At 68.4% G+C, this 16,253-nt stretch carries 17 protein-coding genes; 12 read left to right on the top strand and 5 right to left on the bottom strand.

Annotated elements, in window-relative coordinates; all coding sequences use genetic code 11:
- Positions 1 to 64 precede the first annotated feature (64 nt).
- Positions 65 to 694 carry a TetR/AcrR family transcriptional regulator gene (locus tag ACN0RC_RS07380; protein ID WP_417510290.1) on the top strand — a complete coding sequence of 210 codons (630 nt, stop codon included), beginning with the start codon at positions 65 to 67 and terminating at the stop codon, positions 692 to 694.
- A gap of 88 nt (positions 695 to 782) precedes the next feature.
- Here ACN0RC_RS07380 and ACN0RC_RS07385 read toward each other — a convergent pair whose 3' ends face one another.
- Both ACN0RC_RS07385 and ACN0RC_RS07390 read right to left on the bottom strand, forming a co-directional pair.
- The gene (locus ACN0RC_RS07385) at positions 783 to 1,751 is read right to left on the bottom strand and encodes an o-succinylbenzoate synthase (RefSeq protein ID WP_417510292.1); all 969 of its coding nucleotides are present in this window, start codon (positions 1,749 to 1,751) and stop codon (positions 783 to 785) included.
- 146 nt (positions 1,752 to 1,897) lie between these two features.
- Positions 1,898 to 2,911, bottom strand: coding sequence for a GNAT family N-acetyltransferase (locus tag ACN0RC_RS07390; protein WP_417510294.1), 1,014 nt, complete (start codon positions 2,909 to 2,911; stop codon positions 1,898 to 1,900).
- Between the two features lie 77 nt (positions 2,912 to 2,988).
- Here ACN0RC_RS07390 and ACN0RC_RS07395 point away from each other — a divergent pair, with 77 nt between their 5' ends.
- The 10 genes from ACN0RC_RS07395 (at position 2,989) to ACN0RC_RS07440 (ending at position 12,648) form a co-directional block, all read left to right on the top strand.
- Entirely contained in the window at positions 2,989 to 3,333 is a 345-nt protein-coding gene (locus ACN0RC_RS07395) for a PadR family transcriptional regulator (protein WP_417510296.1), read from the top strand.
- A 2-nt stretch (positions 3,334 to 3,335) separates the two neighbouring features.
- Positions 3,336 to 4,361, top strand: a complete 1,026-nt coding sequence (locus ACN0RC_RS07400; RefSeq protein ID WP_417510298.1) for a permease prefix domain 1-containing protein — start codon at positions 3,336 to 3,338, stop codon at positions 4,359 to 4,361.
- A 121-nt stretch (positions 4,362 to 4,482) separates the two neighbouring features.
- Positions 4,483 to 5,391 (top strand): 1,4-dihydroxy-2-naphthoyl-CoA synthase, encoded by a 909-nt coding sequence (locus tag ACN0RC_RS07405; RefSeq protein WP_417510300.1) that lies wholly within the window; start codon positions 4,483 to 4,485, stop codon positions 5,389 to 5,391.
- Positions 5,392 to 5,406: 15 nt separating this feature from the next.
- Positions 5,407 to 6,543, top strand: a complete 1,137-nt coding sequence (locus ACN0RC_RS07410) for an AMP-binding protein (RefSeq protein WP_417510302.1) — start codon at positions 5,407 to 5,409, stop codon at positions 6,541 to 6,543.
- Between the two features lie 242 nt (positions 6,544 to 6,785).
- Positions 6,786 to 7,577: a class I SAM-dependent methyltransferase gene (locus ACN0RC_RS07415; RefSeq protein WP_417510304.1), complete on the top strand. Its 792-nt coding sequence runs from the start codon at positions 6,786 to 6,788 to the stop codon at positions 7,575 to 7,577.
- A 66-nt stretch (positions 7,578 to 7,643) separates the two neighbouring features.
- Positions 7,644 to 8,849: a sensor histidine kinase gene (locus ACN0RC_RS07420; protein WP_417510305.1), complete on the top strand. Its 1,206-nt coding sequence runs from the start codon at positions 7,644 to 7,646 to the stop codon at positions 8,847 to 8,849.
- On the top strand, positions 8,846 to 9,481 hold the full coding sequence (locus tag ACN0RC_RS07425) for a response regulator (protein WP_417510307.1): 636 nt from the start codon (positions 8,846 to 8,848) through the stop codon (positions 9,479 to 9,481). The genes ACN0RC_RS07420 and ACN0RC_RS07425 overlap by 4 nt, the downstream gene beginning before the upstream one ends.
- A gap of 153 nt (positions 9,482 to 9,634) precedes the next feature.
- On the top strand, positions 9,635 to 10,459 hold the full coding sequence (locus ACN0RC_RS07430) for an ABC transporter ATP-binding protein (RefSeq protein WP_417510309.1): 825 nt from the start codon (positions 9,635 to 9,637) through the stop codon (positions 10,457 to 10,459).
- A gap of 8 nt (positions 10,460 to 10,467) precedes the next feature.
- On the top strand, positions 10,468 to 11,916 hold the full coding sequence (locus ACN0RC_RS07435) for an FtsX-like permease family protein (protein WP_417510310.1): 1,449 nt from the start codon (positions 10,468 to 10,470) through the stop codon (positions 11,914 to 11,916).
- A gap of 72 nt (positions 11,917 to 11,988) precedes the next feature.
- On the top strand, positions 11,989 to 12,648 hold the full coding sequence (locus ACN0RC_RS07440; protein ID WP_417510312.1) for a 2-phosphosulfolactate phosphatase: 660 nt from the start codon (positions 11,989 to 11,991) through the stop codon (positions 12,646 to 12,648).
- A gap of 63 nt (positions 12,649 to 12,711) precedes the next feature.
- On the opposite strand, the gene ACN0RC_RS07445 is transcribed toward ACN0RC_RS07440, so the two are convergent.
- The 3 genes from ACN0RC_RS07445 to ACN0RC_RS07455 form a co-directional block, all read right to left on the bottom strand.
- Positions 12,712 to 13,200, bottom strand: a complete 489-nt coding sequence (locus ACN0RC_RS07445) for a SprT-like domain-containing protein (protein WP_417510314.1) — start codon at positions 13,198 to 13,200, stop codon at positions 12,712 to 12,714.
- A gap of 56 nt (positions 13,201 to 13,256) precedes the next feature.
- The gene (locus ACN0RC_RS07450; RefSeq protein ID WP_417510316.1) at positions 13,257 to 13,784 is read right to left on the bottom strand and encodes a hypothetical protein; all 528 of its coding nucleotides are present in this window, start codon (positions 13,782 to 13,784) and stop codon (positions 13,257 to 13,259) included.
- A gap of 77 nt (positions 13,785 to 13,861) precedes the next feature.
- A complete protein-coding gene (locus ACN0RC_RS07455) occupies positions 13,862 to 14,722 on the bottom strand; it encodes a spermidine synthase (RefSeq protein ID WP_417510318.1) in 861 nt (286 codons plus the stop codon).
- Positions 14,723 to 14,762: 40 nt separating this feature from the next.
- Between ACN0RC_RS07455 and ACN0RC_RS07460 the strand changes: the two genes are divergently transcribed.
- Positions 14,763 to 16,247, top strand: a complete 1,485-nt coding sequence (locus ACN0RC_RS07460) for a glycoside hydrolase family 3 protein (protein ID WP_417510320.1) — start codon at positions 14,763 to 14,765, stop codon at positions 16,245 to 16,247.
- Positions 16,248 to 16,253 lie beyond the last annotated feature (6 nt).

Raw genomic sequence — 16,253 nt, forward strand, 5'->3', positions numbered from 1 at the left:
TACACAGATGTATCCTACGATTCTTCGAGTTGCGAAAACTGTGCGCAGGATGTGAAGTGAGGCCATGACGACTCCCGTGACAAGGCGACGCGAGAACACGCGTGCGCGCCTTCTGGAAGCCGCAGCTCAGGTCTTCGCGGCAGTCGGGCTCGAAGGGGCGAGCGTCGAGACGATCTGCGAGCGCGCGGGGTTCACGCGCGGGGCGTTCTACTCGAACTTCGAGTCGAAGGACGAGCTGTTCCTCGAACTCGCCTCCTCCGTAGCAGAGCAGCGTCTTGCGGCCGTGCGCCGTCGCATCGACGAGTTCGTCGTCTCGGGCGTGCTGCACGGCGGAGCCGACCCGATCGCCCTCGTGCAGCAGGTCATGGATCTCGGTGCCGATGACCGGTTGAGCGTGCTGATGATGAGCGAGATCCGCATCCGCGCACTGCGAGATGAAGAATTCGGGGCTGCGTATCTCGTGCAGGATGCTGCACTGACGGCGAGCATCGAAGACATCATCCGCGGCATCGTCGACTCTGGGCTGTTCGCACTGCGGATCGATGTGCCCGCCGCCGCCCGCATGCTCATGGTGCAGTGGGAGGGCTGTATGGCCCGCGCCGCTGTCTCAGGCTGGGACGGCGAGAAGCTGCACCGTGCCGGCGCCGAAGCGCTTGGCCAGCTCGTCGAGCTGATCATCGCCCCGGCGGAGTAGCGCTCGCTCGCTCGCTCGCGAGACGAGGTTTGCGGCATGAGACGGGCGCTTTGCGCACTCGTCTCGTGCGGGAACCCCCGTCTTGCGGTCAGAGGAGGGCGTGGCAGCGGCGGAGCCGCTCGAGCCACCAGTCGCGACGATCGTCGGATGCTGCCAGACGGCTCAGCCGCGCAGCATCCGGGGTCACCCGACCCGCGGGGATCGCGCCCTCGTGCGGCGACAGGTCCGCGACGTCCTCGACGAAGAGCGCGCTGGTGCCAAGGCCGCAGTCGAATTCGAGCTGGGGGAGGGCGGCGGCAAGCGCCGCGCCCTGACTCAGGCCGACGGCGGTGTCGAGCGCGCTGGAGACGACGGCGGGCAGTCCCGTTTCGGCGACGATGTCGAGCGCTCGCCGGATGCCGCTCAGCGGCTGGGCCTTGATGACGATGAGGTCCGCGGCGCCGGCTCGTGCGACGGCCAGTGGATCCTCGGCCTTGCGGATGCTCTCATCGGCCGCGATCGGGATGCCCATGTACTTCACGCGCGCGCGCAGTTCGGCGAGTTCCTCGACCGTGGTGCACGGCTGCTCGGCGTACTCGAGGTCGAACTCGGCGAGAGCGTGCAGCGCTCGTTCTGCCTCGTCGACGTTCCAGGTGGCGTTCGCGTCGATGCGGATCCGCCCCTCCGGTCCGAGCGCTTCGCGCGCCGCGCGCACCCGGGCGATGTCGTCTTCGAGATGCTGCCCGGGGTCTGCGACCTTGACCTTCGCGGTGCGGCATCCGGGAAAGCGCGCGAGGATCTGCGCGACCTGATCGGCGGCGACGGCGGGAATGGTGGCGTTGACCGGAATGCTGTCGCGCAGCGGTGCGGGCTGCGCGTTCCAGGCGAAGTCGATGGCCGCGGTGAGCCAGACGGATGCTTCGGCGTCGGCATATTCGACGAACGGAGAGAACTCCGCCCACCCCTGCGGGCCCTCGAACAGGAGCGCCTCGCGGGTCGTGACCCCGCGGAAGCGGGTTGTCATCGGCAGCGACACCACGCGCGCTGTGCTGAGCAGATCGGCGATGTCGGCTGTCATGTGCTCATTCTGCCCCGAACCCTCGTCCAGGTCGCGAATTGCGCCGGATTGGTGGTTCGATAGCGGCATGTTTTGCGACCTGAACGGGGGGCGGCGCGGGGCGGGAGGCGGCGCGGGGCGGGAGGCGGCGCGGGGGTGGCGCGGGACTACAGCTTCTTCTGGAACTCGGCCAAGTGCTCGGAGGGGGCGAAGCCCAGCGCGCGATTGATCGCACGCATCTGAGTGTTCACGCCGGCGTTGTACGTGTGGAGCGATCGGACCGCGGACGCGTGCTGCTGCAGCATCCGAAGATTTGCGACCTTGACGGCCATGCCCAGGCGGTGCCCGCGGGCCTCGCGTCGTACGAGCGTGCCCCACTGGTACGCGTTGCCGTCATCGCCCGAGACGACCAGTTGGGTGTATGCGACCATGCGCCCGGTGGCATCTTGCGCGGCGGTGCCGTAGCTGCGCCGATTCTGTCTCGCGAGCAGCATCTCGTTCTCGCGTACCGCAGCGACATCGACTGTCGTGGGTTCGATGTCGAGGCCGCCGACGGGGGCCTCGGTGTCGAGGGAAGCATCCAGCTCGGCCCAGTCGCGGACGAGATCCTTCGGGATGTTGCCGATCCACGAGCGCAGCGTGTAGCCCGAATTGTGGGCTGCCGCCTCCTGCTCGAGGTCGTCGAGCAGTTCTGCATCCAGCGGCAGCCGCAGACGGCTCTGCACGTCACCGAGTGCCAGCGAGTACCCATGACGCCGCGCGAATTCGCGGCCGGGGATGCCAGTGCCATCGTCGCCCGCAGCGTACGGCCACGATGCATTCGAGGTGAGGATGCTGCGCCCGGCGCTGCGCGCCGCGGTCTCCAGAGCGTTGAGTACTGCGGTTCCGGTGCCGCGTCGTCGAAGGGCGGGGGTGACGTGGACGCCGAGCGCTGCCGTACCCAGGTTGTCGCGCAGCGGCAGTGCGAGTCGTCCGCTCGCGACGACGTTGCCGTCGAGAATCGCCAGGTACGCGCGGCGTTCGATGGTCTCGGTGCGCTGCTGCAGTTCGTGTCGTGACTCGTTGCGCGTCCACACTGCCGTGTTCGCTCCGCGGTCGGCGCGCTCTGCTGCGGCGTAGATGTCCCACCATAGATCCACCGACGCGCGGTCGAAGGGGTCGATCTGGGTGAGTTGAAGCATCCTGCAACGTTACCCTCGACTTCGTCCCATCAATGTGTCGTTGACAATAGTGTGTGCCACACACTAACGTGGCCGACATGAACGAAACGCTCGATACGCACCTGCAAGAGCTGAGGCGCGGCACCATCGTGCTGGCCTGCCTGCAGCTGCTGCGCACTCCGGGTTACGGCTACGGCCTGCTCGAAGACCTCGAGCGCCATGGGTTCGCGACCGACGCGAACACCCTGTATCCGCTGCTTCGCCGTCTCGAGAAGCAGGAGTACCTCACCAGCGAGTGGAACACCGAAGAGGCGCGACCTCGCAAGTTCTATCGCACCTCTGGTGCCGGCATCCGCCTGGCTGATGTCCTCACGACCGAATGGGCCTCGCTCACCGAAGCGATCGCGACCCTCCCCCTGGACGCCCCTGAACAGGAGAACTGATCATGGCTGCAACACTCATCGAGCGGTATATCGCCGCCGTCACGAAGTCTCTGAGCCCCACCGCTCAGGAGGACGTCCGCGCCGAGCTCGAAGCATCCATCGGCGACGCTGTCGAGGCGCGCGCCGACCAGGGCGAGAAGCGATCGGATGCTGAGCGCGCCGTCCTCACCGAACTCGGCGACCCCGCGGTTCTCGCGGCCGGCTTCGCCGACCGTCCGCTGCACCTGATCGGGCCGAAGTACTTCCTCACCTGGTGGCGGCTGCTGAAGCTGCTGCTGTGGATCGTGCCCGTGAGCGTCGCGGCGGCCGTGGCGCTCGGGCTGACGATCTCGAACGCACCCGTCGGCGAGATCATCGGTCAGACGATCGCAGTGGGGCTCTCGGTCATCGTGCACCTCTGCTTCTGGACCACTCTGGTGTTCTTCATCCTGGAGCGGACCGGGGCCGACACGGGGGTGAAGTGGTCGGTGGATTCTCTGCCGGAGCCGCACGAGAGCGGTGCGGGTCGCAGTGATCTCATTGCATCGCTGGTGTTCCTGGCGCTCGCCGCCGCGGCGCTGCTGTGGGACCGTCTCGTCGGAGTCGTGGTGTTCTCAACGGGCGACCTCGACGTGACCGAGGGACTGGGCGGGCAGACGGCGGCGATGCCGTTCCTGAATCCGGAGTTGTGGCCCTGGTGGCTGGGCGGGGCTCTGGTGCTCATCGCGCTCGAAGCGGCTCTCGCGATCGCCGTCTACGCCGGGCGCGGATGGCATTCGGGTCTGGCCGTGTTCAATACCGTGCTCGCCGTCGTGTTCGCATCCGGTGCACTGTATCTGCTGGTGACCGGCCAGCTGTTGAACCCGGACTTCTTCGCGTTCGTGGTGGATGCCGGCGGAGAAGGCTTCGCTGCCGGAGACGCTGAAGCAGCAGGGGAAGGCGGCATCTTCCGAATCCTCGCGGTGCTCACCGGCGCGGTCATCATCGGCGTCGCGGCCTGGGACATCATCGACGGCTGGCGCAAGGCGGGTCGCGCGCAGCGCCGCTGACGCGACCCACGTTCTGGTCGCAAAAAGTGCCGCTCTGGGAACGCCAGAGCGGCACTTTTCGCGACCCGAGCCGGCGGAGTGGGCTTCGGCGCAGTCGCAACGCGCGGCATAGGCTGGAGCCATGGTCTCTGATCTCTTCGATCCCGCGGAATGGGTGCTCGCGCCCGGTGCCGATGCCTACACCGACATCACCGCGCACGTCACGCATGACGGCGGCGTCGCGCGCATCGCGTTCAATCGGCCGGAGGTGCGCAATGCGTTCCGCCCGCACACCGTGGACGAGCTGTATCGCGCGCTCGACATCGCACGGCAAGACCCGAAGATCGGGGCCGTGCTGCTCACCGGCAACGGCCCGAGTGCGAAGGACGGCGGCTGGGCGTTCTGCTCGGGCGGCGATCAGCGCATCCGAGGGCGCGATGGCTACAAGTATGCTTCGACAGGCTCAGCAACCGAAAGCCCCGCGGCCACTGCCTCGTTGGGGCGCCTGCACATCCTCGAGGTGCAGCGACTGATCCGTTTCATGCCGAAGGTCGTCATCGCGGTCATCCCCGGGTGGGCGGCCGGCGGCGGACACTCGCTGCACATCGTGTGCGACCTGTCGATCGCCTCAGCAGAGCACGGCAAGTTCAAGCAGACGGATGCTGACGTCGGCAGTTTCGACGCCGGATACGGCTCGGCGTATATGGCGCGCCAGAGCGGGCAGAAGATCGCCCGCGAAGTGTTCTTCCTCGCCGAGGAGTACTCGGCGCAGCGCGCCTACGAGATGGGCACCGTCAACCGCGTCGTGCCGCACGAGGAGCTCGAGAGGGAGGCGCTCGCGATGGCGCGCACGGTGCTGACGAAATCGCCGACGGCCATCCGGATGCTGAAATTCGCGTTCAACGCCGTCGATGACGGACTCGTGGGGCAGCAGATCTTCGCGGGCGAAGCGACTCGCCTGGCCTACGGCACTGACGAAGCGGTCGAGGGCCGCGACTCATTCCTCGAGAAGCGCGATCCCGACTGGTCGTCGTTCCCGTACCACTTCTGACGCGAGGAGGCCCGAATGACCCAGCTCGTCACGACCGCGGCTGACGACGCAGCTCTGCTGCAGCAGCACCTTGAGCGTGCGCTCGCCGGCGGCCCGGCACTCGGGCTCGGGATGCTGGGGGATCAGCCGGGCGAGGTCGAGGACGGCACCGCTGTGGTGATCGGAACCTCCGGGTCCACCGGCATCCCCAAGCGGGTCGTGCTCAGCGGCGAGGCGCTGCGTGCCGGTGCCGAAGCGACGGCGAACCGGATCGGCTCCGGGCGTTGGCTGCTCGCGCTGCCCGCCGGGTATGTCGCGGGGCTGCAGGTGCTGGTGCGGTCGATCCTCTCGGGCACGAAGCCTGTCGTTCTCGACGGTGGGTTCTCGCCGCGGGCGTTCGCCGAGGCGACGCTCCCGATGATCTCGGCGGAACCGCTGTTCACCTCTCTCGTCCCCGCGCAGATCTCGTCGCTGCTCGATGCAGCGGATGACATGACCGTGCTCGCAGCGCTCCAGGCCTATCAGGCGATTCTCGTCGGAGGCCAGGCACTGCCGCAGCCGGTGCGCGACCGCGCCGCCGAGCTGGATGTGCGGCTCGTGCGCACCTACGGGTCGACGGAGACGAGCGGCGGATGCGTGTATGACGGCATCCCGCTCGACACCGCCGCGGTGCGCACGGTCGACGGAGAGCTGCAGATCGCTGGGGCGATGCTCGCGGACGGCTACCTGGGGGATCCTGAGCTGACAGCGCGGACGTTCCTGCGGGACGATCACGGCATTCGCTGGTATCGCACGGGTGACCTCGGAATCGTCGAAGACGGCGCTGTCCGCGTGCACGGGCGGGCAGACAACGTCATCGTCTCCGGGGGCGTCAACGTCTCACTCGACCGGGTGGAGCGCATTGTCCGCGGCATCCCCGGTCTCACGTCTGCCGTGGTCGTCGGCGTCGACGATGAGCGGTGGGGCGAAGCATCCGTCATCGTCGCCGCGCGCGGCGAGGCCCTGCGCCGCAGCGAAGCCGAGCAGCTCGAGCGCGCGCGCGAGGCAGTCGCGGAGGAGATCGGGAAGCCGGCGAGGCCCGCACGGCTGATCCTCGTCGACCAGCTCGCGACGCTGTCTTCGGGCAAGCCCGACCGCGACGCGATCCGTCGCATCGCCGCTGAGCTCCGCTGACTCGCTTACGTGCCCGTTTTTGGTCGCGTGGGTCGGGTCGCGTGGGTCGTGTGGGCTGGGCGGGTCGCGTGAGTCGCGTGGTTCGTGTGGGTCGCGCGGGATGCTTTTCGTGGCTGTGGGTCGCTTTCCGGCGTGTTTTTCAGCCCGCGCGCCCGCCGGGATGCGCGCGTCGGGGCCCCCACGCCCCACCCGACGGATGCCGCACATCGAGGCCACCGCGGCGAGGGTGCGAGACTGAGCGAATGGCCACCTATACCCACGGACACCACGAGTCGGTGCTGCGCTCGCACAACAACCGCACGATCACGAACTCTGCCGAGTATCTGAGGCCGCACCTCGCGCCCGGCATGAGCCTTCTCGACGTGGGCGCGGGGCCCGGCTCGATCACGATGGAGTTCGCAGCGATGGTCGAGCGGGTCACCGCGACAGAGATCGGTGATGCCGAGCTGGCGCTGTCGCGGGCGCTCGCCGCCGAACGCGGCCTGAGCAACATCGACTTCGCGGTCGAAGACGTGCACGCGCTAAGCTTCCCCGACGACAGCTTCGATGTCGTGCATGCGCACCAGGTGCTGCAGCACGTCGCGGACCCCGTGCAGGCGCTCCGCGAGATGCGCCGCGTCGCCAAACCGGGCGGCGTGGTCGCCGCGCGCGATGCCGACTATGCAGGGTTCTTCTGGTTCCCGCTGCTGCCGGAGCTCGACGAATGGCTGCGCCTGTACCGCGAGGCCGCGCGCGCGAACGGCGGTGAACCGGATGCTGGCCGCAGACTCCTCTCGTGGGCGCGGGCCGCCGGGTTCGAGGACATCACGGCGACGGCATCCACGTGGTGCTACGCGACGGCGGAGGAGCGCGCGTGGTGGGGCGGTATGTGGGCCGATCGCATCCTCGAGTCGGCTCTTGCGCGTCAGCTGGTAGATTCCTCGATGGCGACCAGAGCGGACCTCACGCGCATCAGCGGCGCATGGCGCACGTGGGCGGATGACGGAGACGGCTGGTTCCTCCTGCCGCACGGCGAGATCCTCTGCCGCGCCTGACGGGGGGAGCACCAGATACATCTCCAGGCGGATGCCGCAGACCGCTCGCTCGCGTAGCGTGAAAGAGTGACCCGTCCACTGTCTCGCGCCGCGCTCGTCCTCGACATCGTCGGGGCGTTCGTGCTGTTCGCCGTGGTCGCTCCGCTTTCTCTGGTGTTCTATGCCCCGGGCAGTATGAGCGCGATCGCATCCGAATCGGTGTCGGTCTCTGTCGTGATGATCGCGGGACTGCTGCAGTGCGGTGCAATGGCGATCGGCAGGCTCGCGCCGGGTATCGCGCTCGCAATCGCCTGGATCGGTGCGCTCGTGCAGATGACGGCGGGCCTGGCTCCGCTGCCGATCAACGTCGCGATCCTCGGAGTTCTCTACGCCACCGCTGCATGGGGCACGACGCGGATCTTCTGGGCGGGGTTAGCATCCGTTCTCGTCGGCGGGTTCGTCGCCGGCGCGTACATGGTCTACGTGAATGGACTGCTGGCCGGGGTGAGCGCGCTCAGCACCGCCGTCAATGTCGTGCTGTTCTGTATCATCAGCATCCTGGTTCTCGGCGCGCCGTGGCTCGGCGGTTTCGGATGGCGAATGGTGCTGCGCTGGCGCGCTAGCCGGGCGGCGCAGTCCATCGCAGAGCTCGCCGCCGCCGAAGAGCAGGAACGCGTGCGCATCGCGCGTGACATGCATGATGTCGTCGCGCATTCCCTCGCGGTGATCATCGCGCAGTCCGATGGTGCGCGGTATGCCGCGGCATCCGCCCCTGACGTCGCGATCGAGACGCTCGGAACGGTTTCGCAGACCGCGCGCGCGGCGCTCTCAGACGTGCGGATGCTGCTGACCCAGCTGCGTCATCGCCAGGGAGACGGCCCCCAGCCGACGATCGCCGACCTGGAGCAGCTGTTCGCGCACGTGCGGCAGGCGGGGCTCGAGCCGCGCGTGACGGTCGATCCGATGCCGCCTGGGGAGCCGCCCGCGGCGGTGCAGCTCGCCGTGTACCGGATCCTGCAGGAGGCTCTGACCAACGCGATCCGGCACGGCGTCGGAGACAATGTCGACGTGCGAATGTCGTGGATGGCGGACCGCGTCGACCTCGAGGTGAGAAACTCGGTGGCCTCGACGCACACCGCCGCGGCCGGCCGCCACGGCATTGTCGGCATGCGCGAGCGCGCGCAGCTGATCGGCGGCACCCTGACCGCCGCTCGCGAGGGCGAAGAGTTCGTCGTGCGCGGCACATTGCCGATCGGGAGCACCGCGCTTGTCGGTGCGAGGGGAGAAGAATGATCCGCGTGCTGCTGGTGGATGACCAGTCGCTGTTTCGTGCCGGCATCCGCATGCTCGTCTCTTCGCAGCCAGACATAGAGGTCGCAGGCGAAGCAGGAAACGGGCAGGAGGCCTTGGATGCCGTCGCTGCGCACCGGCCGGATGTGGTCCTGATGGACATTCGGATGCCGGTGATGGACGGCCTGACGGCGACGGCCGAGATCCTCTCGCGGCCCCAGCCGCCCAGGGTCGTGATGCTCACCACATTCGATCTGGATGAGGCCGCGGCACGGGCGATCCGTCAGGGTGCGAGCGGGTTCCTGTTGAAGGATGCGGAGCCGGAGTTCCTGCTCGCCGCGATTCGCACTGTGCATTCCGGTTCGAGCGTGATCGCGGCATCCGCTACGCGCGAGCTCTTCGCGCACTTCACGCCGCAGACGCGGCCGGTGCCGGACTCCTTCGCCTCGCTGACCGATCGCGAGCAGGAGATCTTCGCGCTCGCCGCACGGGGCCTCTCGAACGCCGAGATCGCCGGGCGCGAGTACCTGAGCGATGCGACAGTGAAGACGCACATCAGCCGCATTCTCACAAAGCTCTCGCTGCGCGATCGCGTGCAGCTGGTGGTCTTCGCCTTCGAGCACGGCCTCGCCTGACCCCCCCCTAAACCTGCAAAACCACGCCGAGACCGCGGCTACGCGGCGCGGTCTCGGCGTGGTTTTGCAGGTTTGCGGATCATCCTTGAGATGTAGACGGATGCTCCGCACGGGCGATGCGGCGACGCACAGCGCCGAAATAGCGTCGAAGTCATGGAGATCACGACCACCGACCTCGGGCTCGCCGCCCGGGTCCAGCACCTGACCAAGTCCTACGGCACAGGCGACGGCGCGGTGAAGGCGCTCGACGACGTGAGCGTCGGGATCCGCCGCGGCCAGTTCACCGCGATCATGGGGCCCAGCGGTTCGGGCAAGTCCACACTCATGCACATCATGGCGGGGCTGGATGCTCCGACCGAAGGACGGGCGTGGATCGGCGACACCGATATCACCGGGCTCAGTGACGTCGAGCTGACGATCCTGCGCCGTCGCCGCGTCGGGTTCATCTTCCAGGCTTTCAACCTCGTGCCCACGCTCGATGCGCTCGGCAACATCCTGCTGCCCTTCGAGCTCGACGGACGCAGGCCCAGCGCCATCGAGCGGGCCCGTATCGACGCGCTCGTCGAACGGCTGGGGCTCGCGGCAAGACTGAATCACCGTCCGCACGAGCTCTCCGGCGGGCAGCAGCAGCGGGTGGCGATCGCCCGCGCGCTCGCCACTGGCCCAGACCTCGTCTTCGCCGACGAGCCGACCGGCAACCTCGACTCCCGAAGCGGACGCGAGGTGCTGGCGCTACTGGCCACCGCGAGCCGTGAGCAGGGACAGTCGATCGCGATGGTCACCCACGATGCGATCGCCGCCAGCCATGCCGACCGCGTGCTCTTCCTCGGCGATGGCCGCATCGTCGCCGATCACCCCCGTCAGAGTGCCGAGCAGATCGCGTCGCACATGCTGGCCGCCGAAGCCGCCGAAGCCGCCGAGACCGCCGAAGCCGCCGAAGCCGCCGAAACTCCCGCGGCCGCCGAGGCCGCCGTATGAGCGCCGTCATGACGGCCGTACCCGAATCGACGGCCACGGGGCCTCGGTTCGGCTGGCTGCGCGAGCGCGGGATGGGGGCGAGCATTCTCGTCTCCGCGCTGTCGTCGGCGTTCGGTGTGGTGCTCGTCGAGGCGACGGCCTACATCGGTGCGCTGCTCAAGGCAGACCCGTACATCGGCGACAGCGGGACCCTCGCGGTGATCGTCGCGATCCTCTCCGTCCTTCTCATCGGTGTCGCCCTCTACGTCGCGGCGATCGTCACCGCGAACACCTTTGCGACGATCGTCGCTGGCCGCACGCGCCGCATCGCGCTGATGCGACTCATCGGGGCAACGGCGCGTTCCCAGCGCGCCGAGGTCGCAGGCCACGGCTTCGGTGTCGGCGCGCTCGGCGCGCTGATCGGTCTGGTCGTGGGGCTGTTGGTTGCGGCATCCGGCCTGTTTCTCGCCGATCGGCTGCTCGGGTCCGTGCCGGAGGCGACCCTCGTGCAGCCGGCGATCCTGATCCCGGCGCTCGGGGTGGTGCTGACGACCTGGCTGGCAGCGTGGGTCGGCTCACGCCGAGTGCTGTCGGTGACTCCGCTGCAGGCGATCGGCGGTTCTGTCGAGCGATCGCATGACAACGCGAAAGCCAGCCCCGCCCGTCACGTCGGTGCTCTGCTGCTGCTCATCCTCGGCCTGGCACTGCTCGTGTTCGGAGTCCTCGCGGGCCTGGTCACGCCGCTCGGTGTGATCGTGGCGTTCTTCGGCGGTCTGCTGTCATTCACCGGGCTCTCAATCGGCGCAGTGCTCGTGATGCCGCCGCTGCTGCGTCTGGTCGGGCGCCTGTTCGGGACGTCGGCGACGGCGCGGTTGGCCGCGGAGAACGCGCTGCGGTACCCGGAGCGCTCGAGCCGCATGGCGATCGGCGTGGTGATGGGTGTGACGCTGGTGACGATGTTCGCCGTCGCACTGGAGTCGGTCAAGGCGCTGCTGGCGAAGGCGGCGGGTGGCGAACTCGACTCGGAGTTCGCGCTCATCATGGACGGCTTCGCCGCGGTGATGATGGTGCTGGTCGGCATCTCGGCGGTGATCGCCGCGGTGGGGCTCGTGAACCTGCTGACGATCGGTGTCGTGCAGCGGCGTCGCGAACTCGGACTGCTGCGCGCGATCGGCCTGTCCAACCACCAGGTGCGGCGGATGATCCTGCTCGAGGCGCTGCACATCACCCTCACCGCGACGGCCACGGGGCTCGTGCTCGGTGTGCTGTACGGCTGGATCGCCGCGCAGTCACTGCTCGGCTCGGTGAGGATGCCGCCGCACTTCGATCAGACGGCAGGGCTCATCGCCCCGGCGGTTCCGTGGGTGCCGGTGCTCGTCATCATCGTCGCGACCGCGGTGCTGACTCTCGTCGCTGCCGCAGCGCCGACGAAGCTGGCAACCAGGGTGGCGCCGGTCGAGGCGCTCGCCGTGGATTGACCAGTGGGGCGGCTTCGTGACAGTGCGACACACACGGTCGCCACGAGGCCGCCCGGCTTTAGGCTGAGAGGCATGTCGCAGCCGTTCTCCCAGCCGTCGTATCAGGTCCGCTTCGAGTGGGGAGTCGCGGGCCTCGCTCGTCTCGCCCCGGCCGACATCGTGGTCGTTGTCGACGTGCTGCGCTTCTCGTCGACGGTGACGGATGCCGTGGCATCCGGCAGCATCGTCTCACTTCCGGATGCCGCGAGCTGGTCCCGCAACGGCGCCGCCGTCGCGGCGGCCGCGGCAGAGAATGCGACAGTACTGGTCGGATCGCTGCGCAACGCCTCTGCGGTTGCGCGAACGGTGCTGGAAGTGCAGAACCGGCGTCAGGCCCGCACATCGGTGAACGTGATCGCCGCGGGTGAACTGACGGATGCCGGAGACCTCCGCTTCGCCGTCGAAGACCTGCTCGGCGCGGGGACGATCATCGCGGCGCTCAGCGACCTCGGCGCGGATCACACTTCGCCCGAAGCTGCCGCGGCATGCGAATCGGCGCGGGGTCTTCGGCGGGCGATGCGGCATCTGCTCACGGCATCCGGGTCTGCAAAAGAGATCGCCGAGGGCGGCGGATCCACCGAGAAGATGCGGGCTTCGGGAGTCGTTCCCACCGAGGCTGGTGCAGCCTCTGAGGTCGATGCCACGGGCGTCGTCCCGGTTCTCGACGGCGAGACGTTCGTCGCGTTCGAGTAAGCCGGCAACCGCGTGAGCCGGCAGCCGGGTAAGCCGGCAACCGCGTGAGCCGGCCTGACCGGCTCAGCGTGGGGTGCGGGCGGCGAGCTTCGCGGCGGGAGTGATTTCGCGGCGCATCCAGTTGAACTCGAACTGTGGATTGAAGGTCTTCGAGCACTTCGCGCACGACGTCGCCCGACTCGGCCGGCGGTGCCGATAGGTGACGTGGCCGACGGGGCACGTGCCGATCCAGGGCGCGAGCTCCACTGCGGTCTCACCCTGGTGCGTGGTGCCGCCGACGTAGCCGATCTCGCGGGCGATGCGCTTCCAGCTCGGTCCGTGCGCGGCACGGTGACCGGCAAGGGCGTGCGCGACCTCGTGCAGCAGCACCTGGTGGATCTCGTCATCGTCGAAGCGTGCGGCGAGATAGCGCGAGACAGTGATGCGCTTCGCGCGGAAGTCGCATTGGCCTGCGCGCCGCTTCGCGTTGTCGAAGCCGAAGGCCCACGATTCGTCGAGGTGCATGCGGATCAACGCCTCAGCCCAGACGCGCACTCGGTTCAGATCCGCCATGCGCTCAGACTAGAACACGGCTCAGACAATCGCGCGTGCGATCTGCTGCCGCACACTCAGCTGCTGATGAGCTGCCCGGTGCGACGCTTCTCTGTCGCTTCGATGGCGAGGAGCACGACTTCGAGCTCGGAGTCGGCCGCTCCCGCTTCGCGGCGCAGGAACAGCTCCTGCTTGAAGCTCTCGCGGGCGAGTTCGAAGTCTCCTGCTTCATAGGCGTTGCGGCCCTGATGCTGGTGCGCGAAGGCGGCGATTCCGCCCCAGCCCTGACCTTCGGCTTCGGTGATGCAGGTGGTCAGTTCCTGCTCTGCGGCAGCGTATGCGCCGCGATACTGCAGCACGGTTGCGTGCAGCACGCGCGAGCGCAGCACGTCCTTGCGGGTGCCGGCCATGCGTGCGAGGCGAACGGTCTCATCAGCGAGGGCGAGCGCCTCATCGAGGCCGCCCAGCACCTTCAGCAGCCATACCCGTTCGAGCATCGCGGGAAGGCTTCGCTGCGACTCGATCTCAAGGAGTCTCTCGCCGCACTCGACCCGATCGACCGTCTCACGAAGAGTCTCTGAGTCGTACCCCTTGATGTAACCCATTGTGCTCTCCTCTCGCGCGTCTCCAGTCTGCCTGTGACCGGCTGAGAAGAGCGGTCGGCGCGCCCCGCAATCTGATTTCAGCGGAGGAAGATCGATGCGTCCGGCTTCGGGGAGGCCACGGCATCCGCATCCGTGACGATCCGCGCGCCCTGGGCGAAGGCGGTGACCTCGGCGCCCTGGGCGATCTTGGCCGGATGGGGGCCGGCCGCCAGCATCCGAGGCAGCCATTCGGTGGGCAGGGAAGAGGCGGATGCCGCGACCACGAGATTGCCGAACCGACGACCCTTGAGCACCTGGGTGTCGGCCAGCAGTGCGACCTCGGGAAGCACGTGCGCGACGGTCGCGATCTGGCGGCGCGCGAACGCGAGCCCTGGGCCGTCGGCGACGTTCACCAGCAGGACGCCGGTGGGGGCGAGCAGAGCCGAGACTTCTCGGTAGAACTCGACGCTGGTGAGGTGAGCGGGCGTCTGCGCGCCGGAGTACACGTCAGAGACCACGAGGTCGCACGCGCCGATGAGCGCTGCGGGCAGGCGAGCGACGCCTTCGCGCGCATCGCCGATGCGAATGCGAATGGATGCTGCCCGTGGCAGCGGCAGGTGCTCTCGAACGAGCGAGGCCAGCGGCGCTTCGAGCTCGATCACCTGCTGGCGTGATCCTGGTCGCGTCGTATCGATGTAGCGCGGAATGGTCAGCGCCCCCGCGCCCAGATGCACCGCTGTCACCGGGCCTGGGCGCAGCTGGTCGATCACCGCTCCCATTCGCACGATGTACTCGAAGTGCAGGTGGGTGGGGTCATCGAGGTCGACGTGCGACTGCGGGGTGCCGTCGACGACGAGCTCGAACCCCGAGGTGAACTCGGACGGCACGATGCTCGCAATGCCTCCGTGATCGAGGCGAGCGGTCGGATTCTCGGCATCCCGAGCGCGCGTTCTTCCCACGACAAGGAGCCTACGTGACCCGCTGTGCAACAATCGCGGGATGACCGACGAGCTCACGCGCCTCGCCCACAGCGTGCTGTGGCCGGGCTTCTTCGGTACGCGCCTCGAGGGAGACGACGCGCCCGCGTGGCTGCGCGAGGCGCTCGCGCAAGATCTCGCTGGCGTCGTCTACTTCGGGCAGAACATCTCACCCGCCCTGGCTGAGCTGAGTGCCGAGATCCATAGGGCCAACCCAGACGCCCTGATCGGCATCGACGAGGAGGGCGGCAGCGTCACCCGCCTCGAGGTCGCCACCGGGTCGACGCTTCCAGGGGCAGCGCAACTCGGCATCCTCGACGATCCGGCAGCGAGCGGGGCGACCGGTGCGGAGCTCGCCAGGCGGGCCCGCGAGGTCGGTGTCGACGTCGTTCTCGGACCCGTCGCCGATGTCAATACGGACCCGAGCAATCCCGTGATCGGCGCGCGCTCGTTCGGGTCCGATGCGCAGCTCGTCTCGCGCCACGTCGTAGCCACGGTGCGCGGTCTGCAGGACGGGGGCGTGGCGGCGTGCGTGAAGCACTTCCCCGGCCATGGCGACACGCATCTCGATTCGCATCACGCTCTGCCGGTGATCACACTCGATCCGTCGGAGATCGAGGACGTCCATCTGGAGCCCTTCCGTGCCGCGATCGCCGCCGGGGTCGACACGATCATGACCGCGCACATCGTGATTCCCGCATGGGGCGATCGGCCCGCGACGCTGAATCCCGGGGTGCTCGGGCGGCTGCGACAGATGGGGTTCGAGGGCGTCATCATCACGGATGCGCTCGACATGGCAGCAGTCCGTGAGTCCGTCGGGATCGGCGGCGGGGCTGTGCAGGCTCTGGCTGCCGGCGCGGATCTGCTCTGCATCGGCAACCCGACGAACCCGGGGGATGCCGCAGCATCCGATCAGGACGAACGCGACTTCCTCGCCGCGCGCGATGCGATCGTCGCCGCGCTGCGCGATGGCACGCTCTTCCGCGAGCGGGTCGAGCAGGCGCGTGATCGCGTGTGCGCGCTGTCGGCGAAGCTCCGCGCCGCCACACCCGTCGAAACGGGGGCGTTCGACGGCGCGGCGATCGTCGCGCGCGCACTGCAGATGAAGGGCGGGATGGATGCCGCGGCATCCGCTCTTTCGATCATCGACGCGCGTCGGCGCTCGACGCTCGCCGTCGACAGCGCCGCGTCATACGTCACTGACGCGCTGGCGGGGGAAGGCTTCCGTGTGCGGCTCGATGTCGCCCGTGCGACGGATGCTGAGCGGGATGCTGCCCTCGATGCCGCGATCGCCGCTCAGGGCCGACTCGTGGTGCTGATCGATCGTCCGGACGTCGACGATGATCAGCGTGCGCTCGTCGAGGTCGCCGCAGCGCGTGACCCGGGGGCGGTCGTGGTGAACGTGGGACTCGCCTCGCAGCGTCCGCTGCCGCTGCCTGTCGTCGAGGTCGCCGCGGCGAGTCGTGTGGGGGCTGAGGCGGCCCGCGCGCTCCTGCTCTCGCGCTGACTTTCG

Origin of the sequence: Microbacterium sp. (assembly GCF_048259935.1) — a bacterium.
Lineage (GTDB): Bacteria > Actinomycetota > Actinomycetes > Actinomycetales > Microbacteriaceae > Microbacterium.

Excerpts from the sequence above, each read along its gene's own strand:
- ACN0RC_RS07380 (WP_417510290.1), top strand. The coding sequence starts at position 65 with ATGACGACTCCCGTGACAAGGCGACGCGAGAACACGCGTGCGCGCCTT.
- ACN0RC_RS07385 (WP_417510292.1), bottom strand. The coding sequence starts at position 1,751 with ATGACAGCCGACATCGCCGATCTGCTCAGCACAGCGCGCGTGGTGTCG.
- ACN0RC_RS07390 (WP_417510294.1), bottom strand. The coding sequence starts at position 2,911 with ATGCTTCAACTCACCCAGATCGACCCCTTCGACCGCGCGTCGGTGGAT.
- ACN0RC_RS07395 (WP_417510296.1), top strand. The coding sequence starts at position 2,989 with ATGAACGAAACGCTCGATACGCACCTGCAAGAGCTGAGGCGCGGCACC.
- ACN0RC_RS07400 (WP_417510298.1), top strand. The coding sequence starts at position 3,336 with ATGGCTGCAACACTCATCGAGCGGTATATCGCCGCCGTCACGAAGTCT.
- ACN0RC_RS07405 (WP_417510300.1), top strand. The coding sequence starts at position 4,483 with ATGGTCTCTGATCTCTTCGATCCCGCGGAATGGGTGCTCGCGCCCGGT.
- ACN0RC_RS07410 (WP_417510302.1), top strand. The coding sequence starts at position 5,407 with ATGACCCAGCTCGTCACGACCGCGGCTGACGACGCAGCTCTGCTGCAG.
- ACN0RC_RS07415 (WP_417510304.1), top strand. The coding sequence starts at position 6,786 with ATGGCCACCTATACCCACGGACACCACGAGTCGGTGCTGCGCTCGCAC.
- ACN0RC_RS07425 (WP_417510307.1), top strand. The coding sequence starts at position 8,846 with ATGATCCGCGTGCTGCTGGTGGATGACCAGTCGCTGTTTCGTGCCGGC.
- ACN0RC_RS07430 (WP_417510309.1), top strand. The coding sequence starts at position 9,635 with ATGGAGATCACGACCACCGACCTCGGGCTCGCCGCCCGGGTCCAGCAC.
- ACN0RC_RS07435 (WP_417510310.1), top strand. The coding sequence starts at position 10,468 with ATGACGGCCGTACCCGAATCGACGGCCACGGGGCCTCGGTTCGGCTGG.
- ACN0RC_RS07440 (WP_417510312.1), top strand. The coding sequence starts at position 11,989 with ATGTCGCAGCCGTTCTCCCAGCCGTCGTATCAGGTCCGCTTCGAGTGG.
- ACN0RC_RS07445 (WP_417510314.1), bottom strand. The coding sequence starts at position 13,200 with ATGGCGGATCTGAACCGAGTGCGCGTCTGGGCTGAGGCGTTGATCCGC.
- ACN0RC_RS07450 (WP_417510316.1), bottom strand. The coding sequence starts at position 13,784 with ATGGGTTACATCAAGGGGTACGACTCAGAGACTCTTCGTGAGACGGTC.
- ACN0RC_RS07460 (WP_417510320.1), top strand. The coding sequence starts at position 14,763 with ATGACCGACGAGCTCACGCGCCTCGCCCACAGCGTGCTGTGGCCGGGC.